The 23,851-nt window shown below is 58.6% G+C and carries 21 protein-coding genes and 3 pseudogenes; 11 read left to right on the top strand and 13 right to left on the bottom strand.

The window, feature by feature from the left end; all coding sequences use genetic code 11:
- Positions 1-281 precede the first annotated feature (281 nt).
- From FJ424_RS19045 to FJ424_RS19060, 4 genes are all read right to left on the bottom strand, one after another.
- Positions 282-1,745 carry a hypothetical protein gene (locus FJ424_RS19045; RefSeq protein WP_140654289.1) on the bottom strand — a complete coding sequence of 488 codons (1,464 nt, stop codon included), beginning with the start codon at positions 1,743-1,745 and terminating at the stop codon, positions 282-284.
- A gap of 121 nt (positions 1,746-1,866) precedes the next feature.
- Positions 1,867-2,295 (bottom strand): hypothetical protein, encoded by a 429-nt coding sequence (locus FJ424_RS19050; protein ID WP_140654287.1) that lies wholly within the window; start codon positions 2,293-2,295, stop codon positions 1,867-1,869.
- Positions 2,296-2,487: 192 nt separating this feature from the next.
- Complete coding sequence (locus FJ424_RS19055; protein ID WP_140654285.1) at positions 2,488-2,931, bottom strand: DUF5681 domain-containing protein; 444 nt, start codon at positions 2,929-2,931, stop codon at positions 2,488-2,490.
- 447 nt (positions 2,932-3,378) lie between these two features.
- Positions 3,379-4,761, bottom strand: a complete 1,383-nt coding sequence (locus FJ424_RS19060; RefSeq protein WP_181182051.1) for a DNA modification methylase — start codon at positions 4,759-4,761, stop codon at positions 3,379-3,381.
- 662 nt (positions 4,762-5,423) lie between these two features.
- Here FJ424_RS19060 and FJ424_RS19065 point away from each other — a divergent pair.
- Positions 5,424-6,127, top strand: a pseudogene (locus FJ424_RS19065) (SDR family oxidoreductase).
- A 119-nt stretch (positions 6,128-6,246) separates the two neighbouring features.
- Positions 6,247-6,537 (top strand): DUF3830 family protein, encoded by a 291-nt coding sequence (locus tag FJ424_RS19070; protein ID WP_140654282.1) that lies wholly within the window; start codon positions 6,247-6,249, stop codon positions 6,535-6,537.
- A gap of 849 nt (positions 6,538-7,386) precedes the next feature.
- Here the strand turns inward: FJ424_RS19070 and groL are convergent.
- Positions 7,387-9,018, bottom strand: a complete 1,632-nt coding sequence (gene groL / locus FJ424_RS19080) for a chaperonin GroEL (RefSeq protein WP_140654278.1) — start codon at positions 9,016-9,018, stop codon at positions 7,387-7,389.
- Between the two features lie 56 nt (positions 9,019-9,074).
- Complete coding sequence (locus FJ424_RS19085; protein WP_140645542.1) at positions 9,075-9,389, bottom strand: co-chaperone GroES; 315 nt, start codon at positions 9,387-9,389, stop codon at positions 9,075-9,077.
- Between the two features lie 334 nt (positions 9,390-9,723).
- Here FJ424_RS19085 and FJ424_RS19090 point away from each other — a divergent pair, with 334 nt between their 5' ends.
- Both FJ424_RS19090 and FJ424_RS19095 read left to right on the top strand, forming a co-directional pair.
- Positions 9,724-10,065: a hypothetical protein gene (locus FJ424_RS19090; RefSeq protein ID WP_140654277.1), complete on the top strand. Its 342-nt coding sequence runs from the start codon at positions 9,724-9,726 to the stop codon at positions 10,063-10,065.
- Between the two features lie 18 nt (positions 10,066-10,083).
- Positions 10,084-10,362, top strand: coding sequence for an usg protein (locus FJ424_RS19095; protein ID WP_140654275.1), 279 nt, complete (start codon positions 10,084-10,086; stop codon positions 10,360-10,362).
- Here the strand turns inward: FJ424_RS19095 and FJ424_RS19100 are convergent.
- A complete protein-coding gene (locus FJ424_RS19100; protein ID WP_246677295.1) occupies positions 10,346-10,729 on the bottom strand; it encodes a DUF982 domain-containing protein in 384 nt (127 codons plus the stop codon). The two genes, FJ424_RS19095 and FJ424_RS19100, sit on opposite strands and share 17 nt — an antisense overlap.
- A 278-nt stretch (positions 10,730-11,007) precedes the next feature.
- Between FJ424_RS19100 and FJ424_RS19105 the strand changes: the two genes are divergently transcribed.
- On the top strand, positions 11,008-11,487 hold the full coding sequence (locus tag FJ424_RS19105; RefSeq protein WP_140645538.1) for an Hsp20 family protein: 480 nt from the start codon (positions 11,008-11,010) through the stop codon (positions 11,485-11,487).
- Between the two features lie 96 nt (positions 11,488-11,583).
- Positions 11,584-12,090 carry an Hsp20/alpha crystallin family protein gene (locus FJ424_RS19110; RefSeq protein WP_140654273.1) on the top strand — a complete coding sequence of 169 codons (507 nt, stop codon included), beginning with the start codon at positions 11,584-11,586 and terminating at the stop codon, positions 12,088-12,090.
- Positions 12,091-12,482: 392 nt separating this feature from the next.
- Here the strand turns inward: FJ424_RS19110 and tnpB are convergent, their stop codons facing one another.
- The 4 genes and pseudogenes from tnpB to FJ424_RS34075 all read right to left on the bottom strand — a co-directional run bounded on the left by tnpB (position 12,483) and on the right by FJ424_RS34075 (position 16,268).
- Positions 12,483-12,734 (bottom strand): IS66 family insertion sequence element accessory protein TnpB, encoded by a 252-nt coding sequence (tnpB, locus tag FJ424_RS34070; RefSeq protein WP_348640132.1) that lies wholly within the window; start codon positions 12,732-12,734, stop codon positions 12,483-12,485.
- Positions 12,735-13,425: 691 nt separating this feature from the next.
- Positions 13,426-13,689: a hypothetical protein gene (locus FJ424_RS33645; protein WP_181182050.1), complete on the bottom strand. Its 264-nt coding sequence runs from the start codon at positions 13,687-13,689 to the stop codon at positions 13,426-13,428.
- A gap of 990 nt (positions 13,690-14,679) precedes the next feature.
- Positions 14,680-14,877 carry a hypothetical protein gene (locus FJ424_RS19130; protein ID WP_140645536.1) on the bottom strand — a complete coding sequence of 66 codons (198 nt, stop codon included), beginning with the start codon at positions 14,875-14,877 and terminating at the stop codon, positions 14,680-14,682.
- A 998-nt stretch (positions 14,878-15,875) separates the two neighbouring features.
- Positions 15,876-16,268: pseudogene (locus tag FJ424_RS34075) on the bottom strand (MucR family transcriptional regulator).
- Between the two features lie 439 nt (positions 16,269-16,707).
- On the opposite strand from FJ424_RS34075, the gene FJ424_RS19145 reads away from it, so the two are divergent.
- The gene (locus tag FJ424_RS19145; RefSeq protein ID WP_140654272.1) at positions 16,708-17,091 is read left to right on the top strand and encodes a GFA family protein; all 384 of its coding nucleotides are present in this window, start codon (positions 16,708-16,710) and stop codon (positions 17,089-17,091) included.
- A 295-nt stretch (positions 17,092-17,386) separates the two neighbouring features.
- Here FJ424_RS19145 and FJ424_RS19150 read toward each other — a convergent pair whose 3' ends face one another.
- The gene (locus FJ424_RS19150; RefSeq protein WP_348640016.1) at positions 17,387-17,611 is read right to left on the bottom strand and encodes a hypothetical protein; all 225 of its coding nucleotides are present in this window, start codon (positions 17,609-17,611) and stop codon (positions 17,387-17,389) included.
- Positions 17,612-17,902: 291 nt separating this feature from the next.
- Between FJ424_RS19150 and FJ424_RS19155 the strand changes: the two are divergent.
- Both FJ424_RS19155 and FJ424_RS19160 read left to right on the top strand, forming a co-directional pair.
- Positions 17,903-18,346, top strand: a pseudogene (locus tag FJ424_RS19155) (AAA family ATPase); the annotation flags it as partial.
- 927 nt (positions 18,347-19,273) lie between these two features.
- Positions 19,274-19,480 (top strand): hypothetical protein, encoded by a 207-nt coding sequence (locus FJ424_RS19160; protein ID WP_140646435.1) that lies wholly within the window; start codon positions 19,274-19,276, stop codon positions 19,478-19,480.
- Between the two features lie 236 nt (positions 19,481-19,716).
- On the opposite strand, the gene FJ424_RS19165 is transcribed toward FJ424_RS19160, so the two are convergent.
- On the bottom strand, positions 19,717-19,923 hold the full coding sequence (locus tag FJ424_RS19165) for a hypothetical protein (protein ID WP_140654270.1): 207 nt from the start codon (positions 19,921-19,923) through the stop codon (positions 19,717-19,719).
- 436 nt (positions 19,924-20,359) lie between these two features.
- Between FJ424_RS19165 and FJ424_RS34080 the strand changes: the two genes are divergently transcribed.
- Both FJ424_RS34080 and FJ424_RS19190 read left to right on the top strand, forming a co-directional pair.
- Positions 20,360-23,062: a PAS domain S-box protein gene (locus FJ424_RS34080; RefSeq protein WP_246677296.1), complete on the top strand. Its 2,703-nt coding sequence runs from the start codon at positions 20,360-20,362 to the stop codon at positions 23,060-23,062.
- On the top strand, positions 23,037-23,534 hold the full coding sequence (locus FJ424_RS19190; protein WP_226892151.1) for a response regulator: 498 nt from the start codon (positions 23,037-23,039) through the stop codon (positions 23,532-23,534). Before FJ424_RS34080 ends, FJ424_RS19190 begins: the two co-directional genes overlap by 26 nt.
- Positions 23,535-23,851 lie beyond the last annotated feature (317 nt).

The following is a 23,851-nucleotide window of genomic DNA, read 5'->3' on the forward strand; positions in this document are numbered from 1 at the left end:
CCAAATTAACGAACTCCTGCCCTGGACCTACATCGCCAAGCCGGAAATCAAGGCCGTGGCCTGAGAACGACGCTTACCCTTCTGGAGAGCTATCGTGGCTGCAGATTGGTCGCGGTCGTGCTGTCAATGGTCACACCCAAGAGGCGGTTGAATTGCCGTAACGGCCACAGTGCTGTCGTCGCACGGGTGTGCAAACCGCTTGCCGTCCGTCGGAAGTCAAGTTCGGACACTCGAACCACGCCCGTGACATCGCAATGCCGGTCGCTCTCCAGGAAATGCAGTCACGTTTTCGGGCGATAGCGTTCTAGCCTGCTAGGCCTAGGCGCAATTCGGCGGAACACGGGGTCGGGGACACCCATGGGCTCTGAGACGGTCAGCCACTGCAGATATTGCGTAAGCGCATCGACTTGGTCGTTATTTGACCCATGTGGAAACGCGGTGAGTTCGTCCAAGAAGTCTTCAATTCCGGGCATACCCGCAACGATATGAACGTACTGTCCGGCGATTTTGCCCATCACCACGTCGAGCCGCGCCTCTTTCGAAAATCCACCTGTATTGATGTCAATGACGTTTGCTCCACGAGCTCTGAGCTCGCTCGCTAGCGAAATGCCGGTCGAGGTGGCCTCGATTAAGTGTCGGGTGGGCTGATATCGGTCTTCCAGCGCAAGGGCTAGCTCCTTCAGTGCGACATAACCCAGGCGAACGCGACTTATGTGTTTGAGATAACTTACGGTCCCATGCTTCTGAAACACCAAACTGACCGAGAACGATGAACCGGGGTTGGTGCTTGAGGCGCAATCCCAAGAAAAGATGGTCTCGCCACCTGGTGGAAGGCTTTGGGCGATAGGAAAGTACGCGGCCTTGAGTACTCCGGACTCTCGGGCCGTCGGGCGTTGCTGGAACTGCGTGGCGAAGATATGCGGCGCCAGCGTGTCAAATTCCTTGGCAATGATCTCTGGCGTGTGCCGGCTAGGTTGCAGGACCTCGCCTTTTTCCCGATGAAACTGGATACGTCCGCGGGTAACATGTTCATCCTGCTCTGCCTTGAATGGGAGATTGAGGTGCTCAAAGCCGCGAGCTAGGAGATGGCCTTGTAGATCGTCTGGATGGACCCGGTGACCGATCGATATCACTGATTTGGTTGCCGGATTATTTCCTCGGGTGGAGAACACCGACTCGAAGGCGTTGATCACGCTCTCGCGCGCTGCTTTCGATTCTGCTTCATGCGGCGACAACGCGTCGTCCATAATAAGCAGGTCTGCGCCGCGCCCTTGCATTCTCGTTCCAAACCCGCCGGCCTTGAGGCCGCCACCAGCTTTGGTCCGAAAGTCCATTAGGGCCTGCCGGTCATCACGGATCTGCAAACCTGGAAAAATCTGATGGTATTCCTCGCTGCGCATCATTGAGGCGGCCTTCGCGGCCAAGTCTCTGGAGAGGCTTTCGGAATGGGTGACGAGCATCACTTCTCGGTCCGGGAATGTCCCCAAGTACCAAGCTATCGTCGACATTCCGGTGTATGATTTGAGATGGCGAGGGGGCAGAGTTATCACAAGGTTGCCATCAGTGCGTCGCAAGGCGGCGTCTTCGATGGCTTGCGCCATAAGAGTTATGTAAGGAAAACGTTCGTAGCCCGAGACCAAAGCTTTCAGCATGCGTTCGTTGAATGCCCAAAGATATTTTCGGCAAAGCGCGAGCGCTGTTTCGTGGTAATCTGGCGGCGTGCCGCCACTATTTCTTCCATGCATGGTAAAACGTCCAATTGACGGATTGAAATCTCGCTTCGATGTCGCTCGCTCGGGCGAGCGGGATTGGTCTTGCGGCACGTCTGCTGCGGCGGGTACGGTACCGCAGCAGACGTCTAGCTGCTTAAACCTTCTGCGATCCTCCGAAGTTGGGTCTCGTAGCCAGGTAGCTTCTCAGATCAACGAGTTTGGTCGGATCGACTTCGAGCACTTCCACAGTTCCGTGATACTTGCCCCACCCTTCATCCTTCGGGATCAGGGAAGGTCGCGGTTTCACGGAATGTTCGAAAATTATGGTCGAACGGATCCATATGAGGTCGTAAGTTGCGAACGGCATTATCTGGAAAGCCTTGACGAAGGGCTCCGTAGTTACAACCCACCCTGCCAACAGCGGAGCCCACACAACGCCTCTTATTCGGGGCGGCATGGTCTGATCCATGAGGTCGTCAAAGTCCTCTAGTACGAACTCTGGCGGAATACCGAAAATTTCTCGTGCGACTCGATCGATGAGAAACTTCGAAGTCGTTGCGTCCCACGTCCATCTGCCGCTCATCGTCAGCCTCCATTTGCAAAAACGTTGATTTGTGCTGCCTCTGGCGGAAAGTTCTCGGCGTGGGCGGCCGCTTTCCGCGCTTTCAATGCGGCCCGTGAGGCGCACTGGCCAAACGCTAAGATCTTGATGGAGGGTCGATGCAATCCGATCCAAGGCATTTGGCGTTTGCGCCGGGCCCTCGTTCTCGCGGTGTCACTCGGCATTGCCCGGCTCCTTCGTTGTTGAAGAGCCCTGCGGCTCCTGTGGGGGCCTTTCTGTACCTCCTCCGAACAGCCCCAAGAACTGATCGAGCAGTTGAGCATCATCATCGCTAGACGCACTGGTGCGCTTTGCATCGGCGTGGAGCTGGAACAGCTTTGGCAGCAATTCCCTGATCTCTCTCCAAGCGCGAACGTCGCCCTTCATGGCTTTGCCAACGAGCGTCTTGACGATAACCGCACCTTTCGTGAGTTGGATCTCGCGTCCGTTTTCGCGAACGACGACTTTGAGATCGAGTTCGGACTGGACTTCATTCGCGAAGTTTTTCTCGGGTTTTTTTGGCCGGCCCTTGGGGTTCCCCGACTGCCCCGGTTTGAACCGAGAGTGCTTTGGGGGTTTGCCGTAGCCGACTTCTTGCTCGTCATCGAAGCCGCTCATTGAAGCACCTCCTGCCTGGTGGCACTTTGGATTGCCGAAGAACTGAGTGTCTCGATAGGCGAGGACCCAGCTTTCGATTGATGGTGGTCTAAGAGGCGTTGCATGGTCGCTGCTCCTTCGGCGCGCCCCATGACAACCCTGCGAGAGGAGGGACGGGCGCCCGTTTGCTCGCGCCCTTGTGGTTCCATCAGATAAGTTTCAGAGGTGAAGGCCCGAGTTTTGATCACGTTCCCGTGATCCGCTAAACTTTTTTCAGCTAGCCACCCGGCTTTATCGATCGAACATTTCATCACATTGTCTCCCTTCAAGGCACGTGAGGAGAGCACAGCCTCAGCTCTGTTGCTGGAATGCAAAGGGTTGGATATTTGGCTGCAGGCCGGCACTATGCCGGCCTGCTGCCTATCTCCCCAACGCCCGTCGGCTTGAACCGATCGGGTCTTGCCTGTGCTATGAGCGGTGGGACAGCTTTGGCGCTTTTGGGCCGTCGAGAAGCAGGGGAGGTGATGGCCTTTGAGGCTCCGCCTCTGCTTCTGTTGCCGCCTCGGCTTCGCTGAAGGTTAGGCCGTCGCTTGCGCGGACCGCATCCTTCCCGGTCTCGGCCTGCCAACGCCGAATTGCCAGGTCGACGAAAGTAGGCTCGATCTCAATTCCGTAACATCGCCTGTCGGTCCGTTCCGCGGCGATAAGGGTCGTGCCAGAACCCAAAAACGGGTCAAAGATGATGTCGCCGGGAACGCTTACATCACGGACGGCATCGCAAACCATCGCGGATGGCTTCACTGTGGGATGTTCGGCAAGCAGGTGTCGCTCTGGTCCCATGACATTGACACCGCGATAATGCCAAACGTTCGATCTGGATCTGCCATGCTTGCCGAGTTCGATATTATTGCGATGCGACGCACCGGCCCTTTTAAATATGGCAACCAGTTCGTGTTGAGAGCGCAGGAAGCTTCCCATGCCCGGGTTGGTTTTCACCCAGACGGCGAGATTCAGGAGCTCAAGCCCGACGAAAGATCCGGCGTCAACAAGCGCAGCGATGGAACGCCAATCCATACAAACGTAAGCGACTGCGGTCGCGGCCAATCTGTCGAAAATCCGCTCTAACATCGCAGTGAGAAACGATTGGAACTCAGCCCTGCTCATTTCCCCAGAGGCCATCGCGAATTCTCTGTGAGATGTCTGGCCCAAGCCAGACACGTGGCCCTGAATAGGAACGTTGTAGGGTGGGTCGGTAAAGCAGACCTCAGCCGTCTGACCCTGAAATACCCGGTCCAGCACCGATTGATCGCGAAAGTCGCCACAGGCGATCCTGTGACCGCTTACTGGATCACCCAGGACCCAAATGTCGGCTGGTCGGGAGACTGCGATGGAGGACATCATCCTGGCATCAAGATGCTCCTCACTACCAGGCGCATCATCAAGAACGTCGATGGCAGTTTCGATTTCGACTGTCTCGAAGCCTGTAAGGTCTAAATCGTAACCGACTTCAATCAGATGTCTGAGTTCGGACCCGAGAGCCTTTCGGTCCCACTTGCCATCCTCGGCAAGGCGATTAATCGACAAGCGAAGGGCGCGTCTATCCACCTCCGCAAGATGTGAGACATCGATGGTTAGGAGATGGCTGAGTCCGAGCTCGCGAGCAACTTCAAGGCGCAGATGCCCGTCGACAATGAAGCCCCCGCTCTCTATAAGCAGCGGAAGCAGTTGGCCGTACTTCCGCATGTGGGCGGCCAATTTGCGGCTTTTTTCGCGCGGATGGTTGCGAACGGCAAACGGTGATGCACGAAGTTCCGCAATTGCGGTGAGTTGCATTTCGAGGCGATTTGACATGGGAATTCTCCGACCCATGGAAAAGCCCATGGTTGGAGGGTATAGTGAGCAGCCGGAAAAATGACCGCGGCTTTTCGCAAATCGTGATCAAATGTTACAGTCGATTTTTCGATGAGTTGCACAAATGCAACTAAATCGCCAGTTGTGCCACTTAGCCGCGGTCCATGCCGCGTTTTGATCACACCTGAAAGCATCCGCTGTCGCAATTGGGCTCCCGCAAGCACTGTTGATCGGATCTCAGCCATCGCAAGGCCGAGCGGCACTAGCCGCCTGGGTTTTTGGGCGAATTCAGGAGGATCGCTCGTGTCCGCGGGGTGGTCACAGCAAGCAGGTGCTTTTCCGATAGTTTCCGCTGTCCGTCTCCTAGAGAGACGGGACGCGCGATAGCACCCCGCCTGAATTGTAGCCTCGTAGGTCGCGTACCAAGGTTCCAAATGCAGGATTTCATCTCCGACCCCCCGCAACGGTCATCAGTGCTGCAAACAGCGCGTTTTGAGCCCCGCCGAATACCGTGATGCCGCTCTTAGCCCTTGCAAAGGCGGTTTCGCAACAATCACGAGCCTGTAGAATCTCCCCTGTCTCATACGACGAGTGATGATTGGTCAACTGGGCACATGTGCCTGATGATGTGACCAACTCAAGTTCAGATGCGGAGACATAAAATGAAGTCTGGCAAAGTCGCGTTCGTCACGGCTGGTGGCAGTGGAATGGGAGCAGCTGTTGCAAAAAAGCTTGCGGCGAACGGCTACGCCGTGGCGATTTGTCCTCATCGGGTAAGGGCGAGGCGCTGGCCCAAGAACTTGGTGGCGTCGGTGTCACGGGCTCAAATCTGTCAACGGATGATCTCCAGAACCTTGTCGACCGTGTCATGCAAAAATGGGGCAGGATCGATGTTCTCGTCAACAGCGCTGGGCATGGCCCGCGCGGTCCGGTGCTGGAGATCAGCGATGATGACTGGCACAATGGCATGGGGGTTTATTTCCTCAGTGCAGTTCGTCCGAGCCGGTTGGTGGCGCCGATCATGCAGAAGCAACGCTCTGGAGCAATCGTCAACATTTCGACTTTTGCTGCTTTCGAGCCAGACCCGGTGTTTCCAACCTCCGGCGTTTTTCGTGCAGGCTTGGCCGCTTTCACAAAGCTGTTCTCCGATAAATATGCGGCCGACAACGTCCGCATGAACAATGTGCTGCCGGGATTCATAAACAGCCTGCCTGAAAAGGAGGAATTTCGTAGCCGAATTCCGATGCAGCGTTACGGCAATGTGGAAGAGATAGCAGGAACGATTGCTTTCCTTGTGTCAGACGAAGGCGGATATATTACCGGGCAAAACATTGGCGTTGATGTGGGAATAACTCGTTGTGTGTAGTGGACGCTACGCAGCCGAAGTATAAGTGTATTAGATGGTCTTCGGTCGGGTGGAGCCCTATCGACAAGACTTCGAGGGTAAACCCGGCGGATCGGTGCTCAAAATCAACGGAGAGAGCAATGAAGCTACTTGTCGAACTGCCAGATTACAACATTACTGCAAAAGCTATTCCGTACCCAGATCGTGCGCCAAGGCGGTGCGCTGCGATCTGGGAGTCGCTCAAGGTTCCGTTCGTGACAAAAACCAGGCACGCAATCTTTGAGGGCTATGAGATCTACGCGTTTCTACCCCCATTCAAAGAAATACCTCCGATGGAAAATCAGACAATGCGTCCCAAACCGGGCGATATCACGAACTTCGTCCTCGGCAAAAAAGGACTACGCCTGTATGGCTTGGGGCATGTTCGATGACAACGAAAGCCACATCTACGAGTTGAACTTCATCTATGGCGAAGCCGACTTCCGCTACTTTTATGAGGAGGGGCAGAGGGCTGGTAGGGCGAATCGTTGAAGGCTACGAGGAGTTCGCAAAGGGTTGCGGGCGCACCCTTATCGAGGGCCAAACCACCCTGCGCATCAGCCGAGATGAATCGTAACCATCCTCCCGCGCCTTTGTAGGCGCGCTGGTCTGTCGCATTTCATGTACGCATGCGGCACGCGTCCACATGGGCGGACAGACCAGCAAGTTTATGACGGTGAAAGCGCCAGGCACGTTCGGCCCAGACGGTGCGTGCCGCGCGCTTGCGGCGCCATAGAAATAGCGCTCGCATTGCACTCGTTCCTGCGACGCTCAGCATAAACTCTCACACGGTATGCCGTCGTTGTCACGATCGAGCTTCCCACCCGGAGTTGACTTAAATTGTGAAAATATTCCTAAAATCCGAGCAAAGGCATTCCGACGCGCCATCGCGGCCTGTGTGCAATCGTTGGTAGTATTCGGTGGGAATGTCTAGGCTTTGAAAATGAAAGTCGCATAAAGGCAGTCCGGAATTTGACCTCGGTTGATCGCCAGCACCGCCCCTGCTTTTCTGTCTGCCAACCCGGTGGAACAGCGGCCGCGCGCCGTGCTTCGACGGAACGGTTTTGCCGCTGTCAACATATTGCCATTTTGGACCACTCGTTTCACGGCCTGCGCGTGGTATGCGGCGGCGCCTAGCTGCCTTTCGGGGGCCGGACCTCGCCGGTCATCACATTCATGATACTCTCCCCAATCGATCAGGCGATGCTCGCTCCCCAAGTGGGGAGCGAGTCTGCCGGCGCTCAGAAATCCATTCCGCCGCCGCCCGGCATCGCCGGGACCGGTGCTTCCTTCTTAGGCTTTTCGGCCACCATGGCTTCCGTGGTGACGAGCAGGCCCGCGACCGAGGCGGCGTCCTGCAGCGCGGTGCGCACGACCTTCGCCGGGTCGATAACGCCCTGCGTATAGAGATCGCCGAACTCGTTGGTCTGGGCATTCCAGCCCCAGCCGAACTCCGCCTTCTCGCGCAGCTTGCCGACGATGATCGAGCCCTCGGCTCCCGCGTTCTCGGCGATCTGGCGCACCGGGGTTTCGATCGCGCGGCGAACGATTTCGACCCCGGTCTTCTGGTCGGCATTGTCGACAGCCACGTTATCGAGCGCCTTTGCAGCCCTGAGCAGTGCGACGCCGCCGCCGGGCAGCACGCCTTCCTCGACAGCCGCGCGGGTCGCATGAAGCGCGTCGTCGACACGGTCCTTGCGTTCCTTGACCTCGACCTCGGTCGAGCCGCCGACGCGGATCACCGCGACGCCGCCGGCGAGCTTAGCCAACCGCTCCTGCAGCTTCTCGCGGTCGTAGTCCGAGGTGGTCTCCTCGACCTGCGCCTTGATCTGGGCGATGCGGCCCTGGATCTCTTCCTTGCGGCCGACGCCGTCGACGATCGTGGTGTTTTCCTTCTCGATCGCTACCTTCTTGGCGCGGCCCAGCATCTGGATCGTAACATTCTCCAGCTTGATGCCGAGGTCTTCCGAAATCGCGGTGCCGCCGGTGAGGATGGCGATGTCCTCGAGCATGGCCTTGCGACGGTCGCCGAAGCCCGGAGCCTTGACGGCCGCGACCTTCAGACCGCCGCGCAGCTTGTTGACGACCAGCGTGGCCAGCGCTTCGCCCTCGACGTCCTCGGCGATGATCAGCAGCGGCTTGCCTGACTGCACCACCGCTTCAAGCACCGGGAGCATGGCCTGCAGGTTGGAGAGCTTCTTCTCATGAATGAGCACGTAGGGCTCCTCGAGCTCGACGCGCATCTTGTCCTGGTTGTTGATGAAGTAGGGGCTGAGATAGCCGCGGTCGAACTGCATGCCTTCGACGACTTCGAGCTCGGTCTCGGCGGTCTTGGCTTCCTCGACCGTGATGACGCCTTCATTGCCGACCTTCTCCATGGCCTCAGCCAGGAAGCGGCCGATCTCGGCATCGCCATTGGCCGATATGGTGCCGACCTGCGCGATTTCGTCGTTCTTCGTCACCTTACGGGCGTTGGCCTTCAGCTCCGCGACCACTGCGTCGACGGCCTTGTCGATGCCGCGCTTCAGGTCCATGGGATTCATGCCCGAGGCCACGGCTTTGGCCCCCTCCTTGACGATCGCTTGCGCAAGAACCGTTGCCGTGGTCGTGCCGTCGCCGGCGATGTCGTTGGTCTTCGATGCCACTTCGCGCACCATCTGCGCGCCCATATTCTCGAACTTGTCCTCGAGCTCGATCTCCTTGGCGACGGTGACGCCGTCCTTGGTGATGCGCGGCGCGCCGAACGATTTATCGATGACGACGTTGCGGCCCTTTGGTCCCAGCGTCACTTTCACGGCGTTGGCGAGAATGTCGACGCCCCGCAACATCTTCTCGCGGGCTTCGGTATGGAATTTCACCTCTTTGGCAGCCATTGGATAACTCCTCTTTAGGCAGCTTTCATTGACTGGTTGACTGTTTGAAATAGCCCTCAGGCGGCCTTCTTCATTGTGGCAGTCTGCTCGATCACGCCCATCACGTCGCTCTCCTTCATGATGAGCAGGTCCTCACCGTTCAGCTTGATCTCGGTGCCGGACCATTTTCCGAACAGGATTCGGTCGCCGACCTTCACGTCGAGTTCGACCAGCTTGCCGCCGTCGTCACGAACGCCAGAGCCGACGGCGATGACTTCGCCTTCGCTCGGCTTTTCTTTGGCGGTATCGGGGATGATGATGCCACCCGCCGTTTTTTCGTCGGCTTCGATGCGGCGGACCAGGATACGGTCATGCAATGGACGGAACGCCATGTCGTTCTCCTTCAAGGACAAACAGGTTTTGAGGTTCCCCCGCACCGGACCGGCAATATCGGCCGGTGCGGGGCGACGCGACCCTCTCGGGCATCGCGCGCATATCGAGCTAGTTTTGGGATTTTCGGGTTTCAAGGGGCCTATGCAAAAAAATTGGCACTCGGCATATGAGAGTGCCAACAGACTGTTATCGTGCAGCTATTTCGTTCGAACGGGAGATTTTGCCGCTTGAATTTTCGCGACTCGCAGACAAAATTATCGCTGCTGCTGCCCATGGGACGGCAGCCTGGAACACGAACGCTATTCGAGGAGTTTTTGCAGACGGAGGACATCGATGAACCACCAGACGTTTTCGCCGATAATTTCCTCTCTTGCCCCCGAAACATCCGACTATTCGCTCGATCGCCTGCTGGCCCCGGCCAGGCATTTCAAGCATCCTGACGAGGTCTTGAAGGACGAGACGCTCGATCGTCAGGAAAAGCGGGCGATTCTGTCGTCCCGGGCTTCGGATGCCTGCGCTGTGGAATCCATGCCAGCGCTGCGTCAGCCGCCGGGTACCGAGCGGCCGGTAACCTTGGACCAGATTATGGATGCCTTGTGCAAACTCGATGTCGAGGCTGCGACGCCATATCCGGCAACCGATCGTCGGCACATGTTTGACCGACTGGACGCATGAAATCGTAAGGAGAAGCATATGGTCAACGCGGTCAGCAGGGAGTGCCGACTGCAGATGGTTGGCTACGGGCTGACCACCGCCGAGATCCATTACCATCTTCCCGATCACCCGAGCCTGCTGCAGCTCTACGTCTGGCAAGAATATGACCTGGCGCCGGAGTTTCCGGAGCTGCAAGAATTCCTGGGCTATTGGGAGCGTGAACTGGTGGGCGCGCTGCATTCCGTGCGAGTCGCCCACCATCGCCTCATCCAACCTTCGGAATTGCGCGCCGTCGACGGGATCATTGCCATCCACTGAGCGTGGCGTCAGATCGCAAGCCTCCGGTCGTCCTCCTCGGACGGCATTTGCGGAGCGCGGAATGGCCATCTGCCGGTATCAGGCCGGCCCGTTTCGCCGCTTTCTTGAAAGCGTTATAAGCCTCACGGCCGCTGCGCCAGCCATCCAGCGCGTCGCGGCAGGCCCGCTCTGCGGCGCGCCAGCTGCGTCCCTGCGCCCATTCAGGCCATTGCTGATCCAGGCATTCCAATGCCTCGAAGCTGCTGGCGACCTTGCGCGAAGTGGCGGGAAATTCGAGCTTGACCGGTTCGGGAAACCGAACGTCGTTCATCACTTCCTCCGTTTGTTGTTCCAGTCTTTTTGCGAGCAAGCAATCGGGCGGCGCCATCGGCGAACGCCCCTTGTCGAGATGGTTGGCCGCCCATGCCGTGTCAAGGTTGCCGCATGGCCGGCGTCAAAACCGTTGAACCTCCCCATCGGCAGCCAGCAGCCCGATCGGCCCGGCGATGCCTTCGGGCGCCATGATGATTGCCGCTCTGCCTCTTGACGCGGTGGAATTGAATTCCCAGATCGATTTTGCTGGCGCCTGAAAGGGCCAGCGAAGGTCAAGGAGCGCCGCATCCTTGGCGCTCCTCGTATCTATATTGCTCAATGGAGGATGTAGCTATGAGAACGACATTCGACTTTACCCCTCTGTTCAGGTCGAGCATCGGCTTCGACCGCATGCTGAACGCGCTCGAGGCTGCGAGCAGAGGCGAGCCGATCGACAACTGGCCGCCCTATGACATCGCCAAGACCGATGAGGACGACTACCGCATCACCATGGCGGTCGCCGGATTCAGCCAAGACGAACTGACCGTCACGCAGGAGCAGAACATGCTCATGGTGTCTGGCCAGAAGGTCGGCGAGGACAACAGCCATTACCTGCATCGCGGCATTGCCGGCCGAGCCTTCCAACGCCGTTTTGAACTGGCCGATCACGTCAAGGTTGTCGGCGCCGGTCTCGTCAATGGTTTGCTGACGATCGATCTCAAGCGCGAGATTCCCGAAGAGATGAAGCCGCGCAGGATCGAAATCGCATCCGACAAGACGATGCCGAAGGTCGCGGCGAACCGGAAGATCGAAGCTGAGAGGCAGGTCGCCTGAGAGCTCGCTGATGGTCTTGCGCGCGCGGCATCGGGCCTCGCCCGGTGCCGTCGCGAAACGATTGGTCAAATCCAATCAACAGAAAGGAGAACAACAATGAGTGTACGTGATCTGATCCCTTGGAGACGGGAAAATAGCCGGCTTCCGAGCTTGTTTCGCGATGACGAGCGCGACCCCTTTCTCTCGTTGCATCGCGAGGTGAACCGCCTGTTCGACGACGCTTTCCGCGGCTTCGGCCCTGCGGTACCGGCCTTCGGTACGCCATCTTCATTCGGCAGCGGCTGGCCGAGCGTCGAGATTTCCGACGGCGAGAAGGAGATCAAGGTGACGGCCGAGGTTCCCGGTCTGGAGGAAAGGGACATCGAAGTGCTGCTCGATGACAGCGTGCTGACGCTGAAGGGCGAGAAGCGCTCCGAAACGGAGGACAGGGACCGGCAGTTCTCGGAGCGCTACTACGGCCGCTTCGAGCGGCGCATCCCCCTCGGTTACGAAGTCGAGGAGGGCGAGGTCGACGCCCGCTTCAAAAACGGTGTGTTGACGGTGAGGCTGCCGAAGACCGCGAAAGCGCAATCACAGGCAAAGCGCATCGAAATCAAGAGCTGACATGTGGCGCGGAAGGTCGCCGACAGGCCGGGCCTCCCGCGCCACACCTGCTCTACCAGGAAGAGAAATGCCTCTCAGCGACGAGCCGCATTCCGGCAAAGCCCGAACGAAACACGCGGGCGCCGTCGAGAACGATCGAGGCTGCCGCTAAAGAGGAACGCATGCTGCTCGATTGAGCGCGGCCTAATGGCGCGGTTCAGATATCGGTATGATGCCAGCGGCCAAGCTCTCCTCTTCGAGAGTATCTGTGACATCACCGACGCTGGCCCCCGCGTTGGGGTGAGTCCTCGCCAGTTCTTCTGCCTTGGATTTCACATCAAAGGAAGCTCGCTGCCGCTTTTTTGCTGCTGCTACCGCATCCGCAATCTCGACTGCCAGGGTGAGTGCCGGTATTAGACTTCTCCCGGATGCCCAGCCTCTACTCCCAAACATTGCAGACGTTCGGCCAACCCGACAGCTGTGCCGGCGACAGCGTCACCGAGCCGCCAGCTCGGCCACATGAACTGTCCGTGGTTCATGCGCTTGGTGAACAGACAAAGACCGGTGACATCCCAGAACAGGATCTTCAGCAGCCAGGCATTCTTGCCGCGGAACACGAACAGATGCCTCGAGAACGGCTCCTTCTTCAGATGTTCCTGGATCAGCGTCGCGAGCCCATCGAGCCTTTGCGCATGTCGGTGTGACCCAAAGCCAGATGCACTTTCACGCCGGCCGGAACGACGATCATAACGCCTTCTCCGTGGCCGCCAGCTGCCGCTTCACCGCGGCCGCAGTGCTGCCAGTCGGCGCAAACACGCGTCGCCCATCATAAAGACCCCGCGCCAAGGCGCTAGGTGCCAAGGGCGGAAAGAAGCGCGCCGAGAACATGACGCCAGAGCGGCGCCGAGATCGTTAAGAAGGCAGCAGCGAAACACCGGGAAAATAGCAAGCACGTTCACTTTTGTGGTCGATGGAAGACCTTTGCGAGAAAATGGACGCCGTTGCGCCGAAGCCGGGCACGCGGTCCATGTAAGAAGCGCGCTGCGGACAACTCCTAACAACCGCAGGTCGATTAGATGACGCTACGGAAGAACGATTGCAGGAGATCCAGGGAACGAAAAGCCCGCCGCTACCCAGTCGAGCGGCGGGCTTCCTGCGATTTCGTAAGCGGCTACACCCCTGAAAGGAGCGACCGCTTCCCCGGTTAATGCGGCGACCGCGCAACGGTCCCGACAATTTTAACCAACGTCAAAATTTCAAACTGAGACACTACCGATACGAGCGCGCGTTGCAAAGCGGCAGCTGGCCGAGAGGCTGGCAAAAGAGACCGGGATCACGGAGCAGCGGGCCGCTGAGCTAATACATCTGATTGGGACGGACTGGACCGCTTTGCTCCGCGAAGCGCAATCCTGAAAAATCGGCATTGACAGTCCCCAGGCACTTGCGGATCTGGAACCGCCCGCTTGTCTCGATGTTATGCAACAGAAGGGACGTTGCAGCTTCCAAGGAGATGAGAACAATGAGGCAGATACTTTTAGCATCAGCGATAATGGCCATGTCCACGGGGCTGGGCTTGGCCCAGACCAACAGCACTACCACGAGTGGATCTTCTTCAAACACGACGACAATGCCCAGCGCTCAAGGCACCGACTCCACCACCACTAGCGGCACCAATTCCAATTCGGCAAAGGATTGTGCACCTGGCCAACAGACCGGCAGCGCAAAACAGGCGGCTCCGGGCCAGCAAGATACCAGCGCGAAATCAGCAGCCCCGGGCCAGATGAAAACAACCACCGAAGGGTGTTAGTCAACTCAAGCGAGCGGCGGCTTTTTCGTTTGATTTGTCTGCAACCAAATCCGCGCATCTGAGTCGGCAAGTGGTCAATCTCTACGGGGTGTAGCCGCTCACCACCCATCGCAGAAAAGCCGGTTGCTTACGCTTATTAGCTGCGACGGGCTTTGCAGATCACCCGGATTGGACGGCCCGCTTATTTATCCTGATGCGCGACTGTCACTGTCCTTTCGCTACAGCATCTGGCGCACCGCCCGCGCTGTCGGGTGAAATCCGAAGTGGTCCCCAACGCCTCGGTGGTCTGGGCGGCATGCGCATGAGAGCTGAGACGCAGGGCTTCGGCAATGCACCTATCGCAAATGGCTCCCGGATACCTGCACCGTGACGAAGTCGTTTATCATCTGAGCAACGATCACGGCGGGCCGCCCCTCCCTTGCATTGCGCTAAGCATAAAGGCCGAGATTGACTGTCACTTTGCCCTCATCGACGCGGGTGACATCGCCTATCAGCTCGATTGGCTGGCCGTGCTTCACCTTCGACGTCCTGTCCATTACCGAATGGGGAAAGTCGTAGCTGGGGTCGACACGCTGATCCGGTCTTCGGTCACATACGCCCGCGCAGCGTCGCTGTGATGGCGACTTCGTCGCCGATGTTGAAAGAGCCCTTCGCCATTCTGGGATTCTGGGGCGGCCGGCGTCTTAGTCAAGCAGTTGCTAATATATGTAACGCATATTGACAGTGGATAAGCCGACTGCGGCCGAAAAACGTGAGTTGCGAAAACCGCAAGCAATTGCGTCGACGCGGCGGCCCAATGCCCTCTATTTGCGGAGCTCCTGAGCCAAGGCGTTAAGCGCCTTGGTCATGACGGCGACGGCTTCAAGGTTGATTGCAATTTCGACATCCTCGCCGATCGTCTGCAGCGTTAAGACCCCGACCTTGGTTATGCCGTCGTCCATCATTGCGATAGAGACACCAGTTGGCATGTGAGGCGGCTTGCGCAGCGGTTTATGCAGCATCTCGGGCTCCTTTCGTCGCAATTGAGAGACAGTGAACGAAAAGAGAACAAAATGTCAAGGGATCCCTTGACCACACAGGATTGCGTTCCGCATTTCACTCCTATGCCTGAGCAACCCGAGAAGTGGCCGAGAGGTGCTCCCTGGACCTTGTCGCATGCCCACGACGCAGGGCAGGTGGCGGGGATCCGCTGCGCCCGCTGCAACATCACGCGCTACTACAAGCCGATCGAGTTGCGAGAGGTCATCGGCAACGTCACGATCGACGAGGTGAGGGGCAAAGCCCGCTGTCAGAAGTGCGGCGGCCGCGAGTGGATGAGCGCGCAGCTATTTCACGCGACCGGCGAGCAGGCCCACACGATCCGCTTTCGGCGGCTTGTCGAAATCCGGTGGGAGAAGCGGGTGATCTGGCGCGATGAGCAAAGGACAGCAGGAGCGGCCCGGCAGGCTGGCAGCTGCCAGCAAACGCCGGGCCTAGCCGATGGGTCTCGGGGGCGAGACACGGCACCGGCTAACGACAACCAGCGCGCTAATTCCCGCGCCGTCTGGCTCTTGATCCTGGCACGGTTTCACACGGATTTTCGGCCAATCTGGCGAGCCGCCGATCTCTCAGCCACAGGGATTTCTTGCTTTCCCGTCTCTCATGGCGAGCATCAAAAGCGGCCGATTGGCCTTGCATCGATGCGATGGCATAGTCGGCTCTGTTGGTTCGATAGTCTTCCTTTTGGATGGTCATTGGTATTCCTCCCGCGCGGCTTTTCCCTCCTAAATGACGGCCAGAACCAATAGCCGCCAATCGCAGGAGTCTACAAATTGAGGATTGTATTAAAATGATACACACCCGCGCGGAGCAGCAACGTTTCAGCGGGTGGCTGACGCGGGCGTAGCGGAACGGCGATTCCAGCTTCTAACAGTGTTCAATTCGTCGATGCAGACCGGGCCGGATGCGCCGCAGTCGCCCACGCAACGACGACCCGTACAATCACCGGCCCGAGCGCTTTTTACCGGCGATCCCCCTGGCTTGGCCCCAGGCTTGCGACGAGTCCGCTCGCCTTCGCCAGTGCCGACCGCTGCGCGGCATAATTTGGCGCTACCATCGGATAGTAACAAGCCAGGGCCCCATTTCTCGCGGTAGTCGTCGGGCGTCAGGCCGTGCAACGCAAGATGCCGCTTCAGCGATTTGAACTTCTTCCCGTCCTCGAGGCAGATGATGTAGTCGGGGAGCACCGATCGCTTCGGATTGACCGTGGGCGCCAACGCAGGTTGCTCTGGTGCCTTGGCTGGCGAATGCCGGACAGCGAGGTATCGAGAGAAGCAATGAGGTCGGGCAGCCCCGATACGGGGAGGGGATTGTTGCCGACATATGCGGAGACGATGTCTGCGGTTAAGTTGATTAGCTCGTTGTTTGGGTCTGGTCGGCCAAGTCGTTTTCTATCCTGCTAGTCACCGGCCGGCCAATCGGAAGCTTCGCCCGCACAATCAGAGATACGTGGCCGGGTTGCCTTCGAGGAACAGAACATGACGGCGCGCGCCCCAGGCAAAGCAGATGGCCCAACTCAACCAATCCTCTAATGCCGAAGGTTCTTCCAATCTGAGCGACAGCGATCCCGCCGCCTGATCAGCTACTTTGTGCGCATTTTGGAGCGGAGCGATTTGGCTGACTAGCAACCCAAGCTGGTCGAGCGGCGTATGCGATTTACATTATCTGAAGCCTTTCGCCGTAGCCGCGAGCGGATTCAGAAGACGCCTTAGACTCCGGCCGCTACTTCAGCCCATGACTCTAATAGCTTGCAACTTCATGGAACAATATCTTCCTCTGCGGGTAAGGTCTCCATGTCATCGGGTCGTTGTCTATGCGGGTCTGTGCGTTACGAAATAGCGGGCGAGCTTGCACAGCCTATAGCCTGTCACTGCACCCAATGCGCCCGCACAAGCGGCAACTTCGCGGCTATGGCGGCCTGTCGCTCGGAGGATCTCCGACTGCAAGCGTCGTCGACTCTCAGTTGGTACCGGTCGTCAGATGACGTCGAGCGGGGCTTCTGCTCGCGCTGCGGTGGTAATCTATTCTGGAAGGCGGCTCCGGGCATCGAAACCTTCGTCGCTGCTGGAACCCTTGACCGACCGACCGGCCTGCGCCTTGCCAAGCATATTTTCGTCGGCTCGAAGTCCGATTTCTACGATCTAACCGACGGCCTACCGCAGGAGCAGGATGGCTAGGTTCAGCCGGCAGGCGCTCGAATGGGGGCGCCTCAAACGGCCGCCGTCGGTTGCCAGTTTTTTTGGCCTGCACGCTTCGGCTGCCAGCTACAATTCGTCGCTTATGGCAAGTGAGGCGCCTCACCATCGATGATCAGCCGCCGATGCTCCGAGAAAGAGTGCCAGACCACCTGCCGCGCGTCCCGCTCATCCACCATCTGACCGCACCGGGGGCAGCGGTAGAAATACTCACTTTCGTGCTCGCAAATCCTTCCGTTGAGGTGAGCTTCGAATGGGCCGAGCTCCGAAAGCTTCGTCATGTCGCCTTGTCCATCAGAGGAGTCTTCCGCTTCGGCGGGACGTTGCGCATGACCAGCCTTACCGTATCGGCGTTGACCGTAACGGGAATGCCCAGGTTGACCGTGACCTTCGCTTCGTCGACATGGGTGACGTCGCCGGTCAGTTCGATCTCCTGGCCATGCGTGATCTTTGTCGTTCGGTCGATAATCGAGTGGGGAAAGTCGTATGAGGGGATCGTCACGCTGACGCGATCTCCGTCACGCGACCCCGCACCTTAGCGGTGATGGCGACCTCGTCGCCGACTTTGATGCCGCCCTTCGCCATAAAGGGAGTCTGGAGCGGGCAGCGGTTTAGTCAAGCAATCGCTAATGGAACGTTCAATCAGCCACCAAGTTGGGTGAATGCCGGGCGTGGAATCGTCCGCGCCGCTTTGTTGGGAGGTCTCCGGCCGCGCCCGCGCCGCGAGAGGCGTTGGAGAACTCGAGCCGAGAGTCTCGGCCACTTTGGATGAGTAGCGCTATGCCCCGTATGGTTGGTCGGCGATCCACAGCAACTGCACGCGATCGAGGCGGGTGCTGCGTTCCGTTCGATCCACGAACGTCACTGCGGCGTCGAAATCGGCCAGGTGCGCAAGCAGCGCGAGGACTGGCAGCGTGATGCCACCTGCGATTTGGCAACCGGCAGGATCGGCGCAGCGATCGACGCCTATGAGGCGCAAGGCATGGTGCGTCAGGCGGCGACTCGGGACGACGCGCGCAGCGGTCTGGTCGAACGCTGGGATCGCGACAGGCAGACGCAGCCTGAGGCAAGCCGGATCATTCTCACCCACACAACGACGAGGTGCGCGCGCTCAACCAGGCAGCACGCGAGCGCATGCGCGCTGCAGGCGATCTCGACGAAGATATTTCAAGTGGAAGTGGAACGCGGCGCGAGAGCTTTCGCCAGCGGCGACCGCATCATGTTCCTGCGAGAGGAAAATCAATAACCATGCAAAGGGAAGACAATCGAACGAACAGAGCCCATTTTCCCATGCATTGCTCGCCAAGAGACGTGGGAAAGAAATCCCCGTGAGTAAGAGACGTCGCCGCCATCAGGGCGATGGGCGGCAAGGGTCCGATCGGAATCAAACTTGGCGCTGGTGATCTGACCGGGACTGTCTTGCCTGGCCAATACCAAACGCAACGCTTCCCGGCTGTGAGCCCTTGGGTGGACGTGAACGAAGAGCTGGAGATTTGGACGCCGGATGAACGGCGCGCGCTCCTGCTGCGATTCTGGAATGCTCTGCTGGACGCCTACGGTCGGCCGCCTGCGTGCTCCATTACAGAGTTCGAGCGAGCAGCTGCGGTAGCGCCGCTTTCGAAATAGGCGATGCATGATTAACGCTTCTGGGGCTAAGCCAACGTCAGCAGTTCGATGCCGGACTGACCGGTTCCCAGTCGAAAGACCGACGGGTCAGCAACCCACCGAGCGCGTTGAAGCGGCCGTCCGCGCTACGTCGGATAGGCGCTCAAGTTCTTGCCGCATTCAACGCGGCTCGCCCTCGGCTAACATCATCGAAATGAGAATGGCCCATATGAGTTTCCGCTGCCTTGATCGGCCAGGCGAGGAGCGGTGTCGGCAGCACCATGGCTTGGGCCCGCAAGCCGTCTGGCGGTTGCGGACGCGAGGCGCAAAACGGCAGGCCTTCGAACTGGCCTGCCGAGATTGGCAACTGGCGGCCAACCCCGTCCGCTTCGAGCTTGGGAACTGGAATACGAGTTTGCCGGCGTCAGCCGCATTGAGAGCGCTCGCTGCGCTTGAAGCGCCCCTATATAATCCCCGCCGCCGCGTCACCTTGGGCGAATACAGCTTGAGAACGAAAAGAATATTCGCCACTTCTTGTGCGAAGGTGGAATAGCGCACAATGCCGTTTAACGAAGACCGCTTTGTCCTGAATCTGACCGACAGCGAACTGGAAGATTTAATCAAAAAGTGGTTCGCACGCCTCGAAAGCAGCTATATCGGATTTGAGCGTCCCACGCGATCAGCGGACATGGGTCGCGCCGCCGTCGGATTCCTGTCCAACAACGCTACGACGGCGAATGGCACAATTATCAGTGTAAGCACCTGAAATCGCCCTTGGGCAAGGCGGAGTTCGTCACCGAGCTCGGGAAATTTTCTACCATGCGGGCCAGGGCGAATTCACGCTGCCCACCAGCTACATTTTCGTCTGCCCCAACTCGGCGGTTCGCGATGTGAAAAAGGTGATTGACCGGCCGTCGTTCATCGCCGACTTCCTGATCGACAATTGGGCTGACTATTGCATCGCGCCGTCGACAGGACGATGACGCTGTTGAAGTAGACGTTCTATTTCCCGTATCGCTGCTCCAGCGCTTCGGCAATGTGTTCGCAAAGCAACTCCCCGGTGACGATGGTGACGTGGAGACGGATGCGTGCGCCCTGCGGATCGACCATCGTGATCACCGCGCCGCGGTCGGAGTATTCCAACGTATCCAGAACCTTGTGAATGACGAAGTCAGCTACGTTGGGCAGCGAGCCGGCGCGATCTTCCACGGCCTTTCTCCATCCCGAAATCAGCGGATCATCCCTTTGGTCGGCAGTCGTGTGCCTAGAAGGTCTCCGACAGCTGCCCGATCGTTAAATATGTAGCGGCTTGTACTAGCGTCCAGAAGAATATTAACGCTCCGCAGCATCCGTTGCGCATGTCCTTGGAGCGGGCGGCTTCTCGGCAAAGCCAAGCCGGGAACCGGATCTTTGACTGGCTGCTTTCCGCATAGGTCTGGATAAGCGTCAGGTCGCGGTGCCGTGCAAGCGTGCTGCGACGGCTCGAAAAATAGCGGCATCATCGAGTCGCCGGATTTGCTGGTCCGGCGCCCGCGAACGCCTTCCAGCATAACACCTGCCGTTAATGGCCGGGTGAATTGTGCAGCCCGTTGGAACCTCTTGTGAAATCGAGTGTTAAGCTGCGTTTAGGGGAATTCAATCTTTCATGGAACAACGAGCTTTGCCCTCCAGCATTTCTGGCGCGAAATCCTTCGCCGATGAAAGGGACGTCGAAGGGCCCCGTGCGGTCCTGCTCCCCGGCAGCGATATGGAAGATTTCTTCGAGAATGCAGCCGTGGCTCTCCACCTGGTCGCGAATGATGGCACGATTTTGCGCGCCAATAGAGCCGAACTGGACTTGCTCGGCTATGCCGCAGAGGAATACATCGGCCGGAACATCCGCGAATTCCACGCCGATCCCGCCGCGATCGAAGACATTTTGCACCGCCTTTCTCGGGATGAGCAGCTTCGACATTATCGTGCGAGGTTGCGCGCCAAAGAAGGCTCCATGCGTTGGGTCGAGATAACATCGAATGTGCGTTCGGTTGGTGGTCAGTTCCTCAATACGCGCTGCATCACCATCGACGTGACTGAGAAGGTCGAAGCGGAAGAGTTGTTGCGCGAACAGGAGCAGCGGCTTGCCCTGACCTATCACAGCGCTGGTGTGGGAATCGTGGAAGCTGACGCCGAAGGCCGGCTGCTGCGGGTGAACGGACATTTGTGCCGTCTTTTGGCCTGTACGCAGGAGGAGCTTGTTGGCCGATCTATTTTCGATCGGACCTTTCCTCCCGACGTCGAGGCGGATCGCATGAAATATCGCCAACAGGTCGCCGGCGAGATCAAAAGCTACACGATCGAGAAGCGGTTCGTGCGCAAGGACGGGTCGCTTTTTTGGGCTGTCGTGACGTCTTCCAGCGTCTACGACGGCAGTGGGCGGTTTCACTACGCGGTACGGGTGCAGCACGATATCACCGAGCGGAAAGAGATTGAGGCGACGCTCGCCCAAAGGGCCGAGGAGCAGGCTGCGCTGCATCAATTAACGGAAATGCTACAGCACGCCCGTACCCGCGAAGACGTCTACGAGGCGGCGCTCGACGCGATCCAGCGCGGGCTAAGATGTCAGCGTGCTTCTGTTCTGCTCTTGGAAGGCGGGATCATGAAGTTTGTCGCCTGGCGGGGCTTGTCGAAGGCATATCGAGGCGCCGTGGAAGGCCATTCGCCCTGGTCTGCGGCAGACCGCGATCCGCAGCCGATTTGCATGCGCGATGTGGAACAGGCCGAACTCCCCGACGGCTTGAGACAGGCAATCCGAACAGAAGGCATCGGCGCGGTCTGCTTCATTCCGATAACCGAAGGTGGGCGTGTGTTGGGCAAGTTCATGGCCTATTTCGACGAGCCGCACGAATGCTCGGCCGAAGAGGTTGAAGTCGCCCGGACAATTGCACGCCAGCTCGGCTTCGGCATTGAGCGTGTCAAGACACAGAATGCGACCCGGCAATTGGCGGCAATCGTGGAGTCGTCCCATGACGCCATCGTAAGCAAGGATCTCAGAGGCGTCGTCTCGACCTGGAATCGCGGCGCCGAGCGGTTGTTCGGCTATACGGCCGCGGAGATGGTCGGTAAGCCCATCACCACTATCATTCCCGAGGGTCGGCAGCACGAGGAGCCGCTGATATTAGGCCGCATCCGCAACGGCGAACTCGTCGATCATTTCGAAACGGTTCGCCGCCGCAAAGACGGAACGCTGGTAGATATCTCTCTCACAATATCGCCGGTGCGGGATGCGTCAGGCCATATCGTCGGAGCATCCAAAATCGCCCGGAACATAACCGACAAAAAGGTAGCGGAAGCGAAGATACAAGACAGCGAGCGCCACCTTCAAGACCTGCTCGCGGCCATTCCTGCCGCGATCTACACCACGGATGGCGACGGCAAGATCACCTACTTCAATGAAGCGGCGGTGCAACTCGCCGGCCGAACGCCCGTCATTGGCACCGACGAATGGTGCGTGACATGGAAGCTCTACTGGCCGGATGGAACGCCGCTCCCCCACGATCAGTGTCCCATGGCCATCTCACTGCGCGAAGGGCGGCCCATCCGGGGATATGAAGCGGTGGCTGAGCGGCCGGATGGCACCCGGGTTCCATTCATTCCCTATCCCACACCGATGCGCGATGCCGCGGGAAACATCACCGGCGCCATAAACATGCTGGTCGATGTGAGCGAGCGTAAGCAGGCAGAAAGCCAGCAACGGATCTTGCTCGACGAGCTCAATCATCGCGTGAAGAACAACATGATGATGCTGAAGTCCCTGCTTTCCATGGCGGCAAGGACCAGCAAGAGTTCGGAGGCTCAAACCGTTCTGCATGAGGCCAGCAAGCGGGTGGCCGCCATGGCTGCCGCTCAGCGGGTCCTCTATGACACGCCCGATGCCATCAACTTCGGTGCCGAACCTTTCCTGGGAGCTGTTTGCGAGACAGCAAAACAGATGTTTCCCGCAGCCGTTCAATTGGTCTGCGAGGCAGATCCGATCCAACTGCCGAACGACGTTGCGATGCCGCTGGCGCTTATTATCAACGAGCTTTTGATCAATGCCGTGAAGTATGGCTTGCCCGGAAATGAGCATGGAACCATTCGCGTTTGCATCAGACAGAACGGCCGAGCGATTAGCCTTGTGGTCGAGGATGAGGGCCCGGGCTTCGAACTGAGTTCGGTGCGCTCGTCGTCGTCGGGCCTGCGACTTGTCGAAGGCCTGGTGCGACAGATCGGCGCGACGTTCGAAGTCAGCCGGAGCCCGTCCAGATGCACCATTATTTTTTCTCAGATGCCTCAGGAGATTGGCCTTGCGACCAAAAGCAGCGATACCTGAGTTGAGCCGTGCGGGGGACATCAATCGGCCCTTCAAGCCGCAGGTAGTCTTCTCCCGAGATGATGTGAGCGGAGGACACCCCGAAACCGCTCTGAACCAGCCGATTCTGATCGTCGAAGACGACTACCTGATCGCGCTGGATGTAGAGGCGGGGCTGCTGGCCGAAGGCTTCTCGCTGGCGGGCCTCGCGACCAGCGCCGATGAGGCGATAAGTATGGCGCTCTCGACCAAGCCGGTGCTTGCCCTGATGGATATCCGCTTGCTCGGCAAGCGGGACGGCATCGACGCGGCCGTGGAATTGTACCGCGAGTTGGGCATACGATGCGTCTTTACGACGGCCCATAGCGATCGCGACGTGCGGCTTCGAGCCGAAGCGGCCAGACCGCTGGGCTGGGTGCAGAAACCCTATTCGATAGCGACGCTAGTCGCAGCCATTCGAAATGCTCTTCAGGAGCTCGAGAAGGAGAGCTGAACGCGCGGGGAGGGTCATTTAAGCAGTCGGACGTGCCGAGCGCCACGTCAGTGCTTGATTTTGGGTGTGATTTGAACCTATGGACCAGGTCTTGAGGGCGAGGCGATGGAGACTTTCGGTGGTACCTCGCTGGTTGCTCGCGGAAGCATAGGGAACGACACGCGAAGCTTCGTGATTTTGGCCTACAAAAAACGCGGGTCGTGTCCCCGCAGGTGGTTTAGCTCGGCGATAGCGCAGCCGTTCGCGAGCGCGCCCTCAACAGCGCCGTTTTATGGCAGGAATTGCATGCCTCCGTGAAAGGGACATGCAGACTTGCA

It is taken from the genome of Mesorhizobium sp. B3-1-8 (assembly GCF_006439495.1).
Lineage (GTDB): Bacteria > Pseudomonadota > Alphaproteobacteria > Rhizobiales > Rhizobiaceae > Mesorhizobium.

Bases quoted from the DNA above. Each gene is read 5' to 3' on its own strand.
- FJ424_RS19045 (WP_140654289.1), bottom strand. From the start codon at position 1,745: ATGCATGGAAGAAATAGTGGCGGCACGCCGCCAGATTACCACGAAACA.
- FJ424_RS19050 (WP_140654287.1), bottom strand. From the start codon at position 2,295: ATGAGCGGCAGATGGACGTGGGACGCAACGACTTCGAAGTTTCTCATC.
- FJ424_RS19055 (WP_140654285.1), bottom strand. From the start codon at position 2,931: ATGAGCGGCTTCGATGACGAGCAAGAAGTCGGCTACGGCAAACCCCCA.
- FJ424_RS19060 (WP_181182051.1), bottom strand. From the start codon at position 4,761: ATGTCAAATCGCCTCGAAATGCAACTCACCGCAATTGCGGAACTTCGT.
- FJ424_RS19070 (WP_140654282.1), top strand. From the start codon at position 6,247: ATGAAGCTACTTGTCGAACTGCCAGATTACAACATTACTGCAAAAGCT.
- groL (WP_140654278.1), bottom strand. From the start codon at position 9,018: ATGGCTGCCAAAGAGGTGAAATTCCATACCGAAGCCCGCGAGAAGATG.
- FJ424_RS19085 (WP_140645542.1), bottom strand. From the start codon at position 9,389: ATGGCGTTCCGTCCATTGCATGACCGTATCCTGGTCCGCCGCATCGAA.
- FJ424_RS19090 (WP_140654277.1), top strand. From the start codon at position 9,724: ATGAACCACCAGACGTTTTCGCCGATAATTTCCTCTCTTGCCCCCGAA.
- FJ424_RS19095 (WP_140654275.1), top strand. From the start codon at position 10,084: ATGGTCAACGCGGTCAGCAGGGAGTGCCGACTGCAGATGGTTGGCTAC.
- FJ424_RS19100 (WP_246677295.1), bottom strand. From the start codon at position 10,729: ATGGCGCCGCCCGATTGCTTGCTCGCAAAAAGACTGGAACAACAAACG.
- FJ424_RS19105 (WP_140645538.1), top strand. From the start codon at position 11,008: ATGAGAACGACATTCGACTTTACCCCTCTGTTCAGGTCGAGCATCGGC.
- FJ424_RS19110 (WP_140654273.1), top strand. From the start codon at position 11,584: ATGAGTGTACGTGATCTGATCCCTTGGAGACGGGAAAATAGCCGGCTT.
- FJ424_RS19130 (WP_140645536.1), bottom strand. From the start codon at position 14,877: ATGCTGCATAAACCGCTGCGCAAGCCGCCTCACATGCCAACTGGTGTC.
- FJ424_RS19145 (WP_140654272.1), top strand. From the start codon at position 16,708: ATGTCATCGGGTCGTTGTCTATGCGGGTCTGTGCGTTACGAAATAGCG.
- FJ424_RS19160 (WP_140646435.1), top strand. From the start codon at position 19,274: ATGCCGTTTAACGAAGACCGCTTTGTCCTGAATCTGACCGACAGCGAA.
- FJ424_RS34080 (WP_246677296.1), top strand. From the start codon at position 20,360: ATGGAACAACGAGCTTTGCCCTCCAGCATTTCTGGCGCGAAATCCTTC.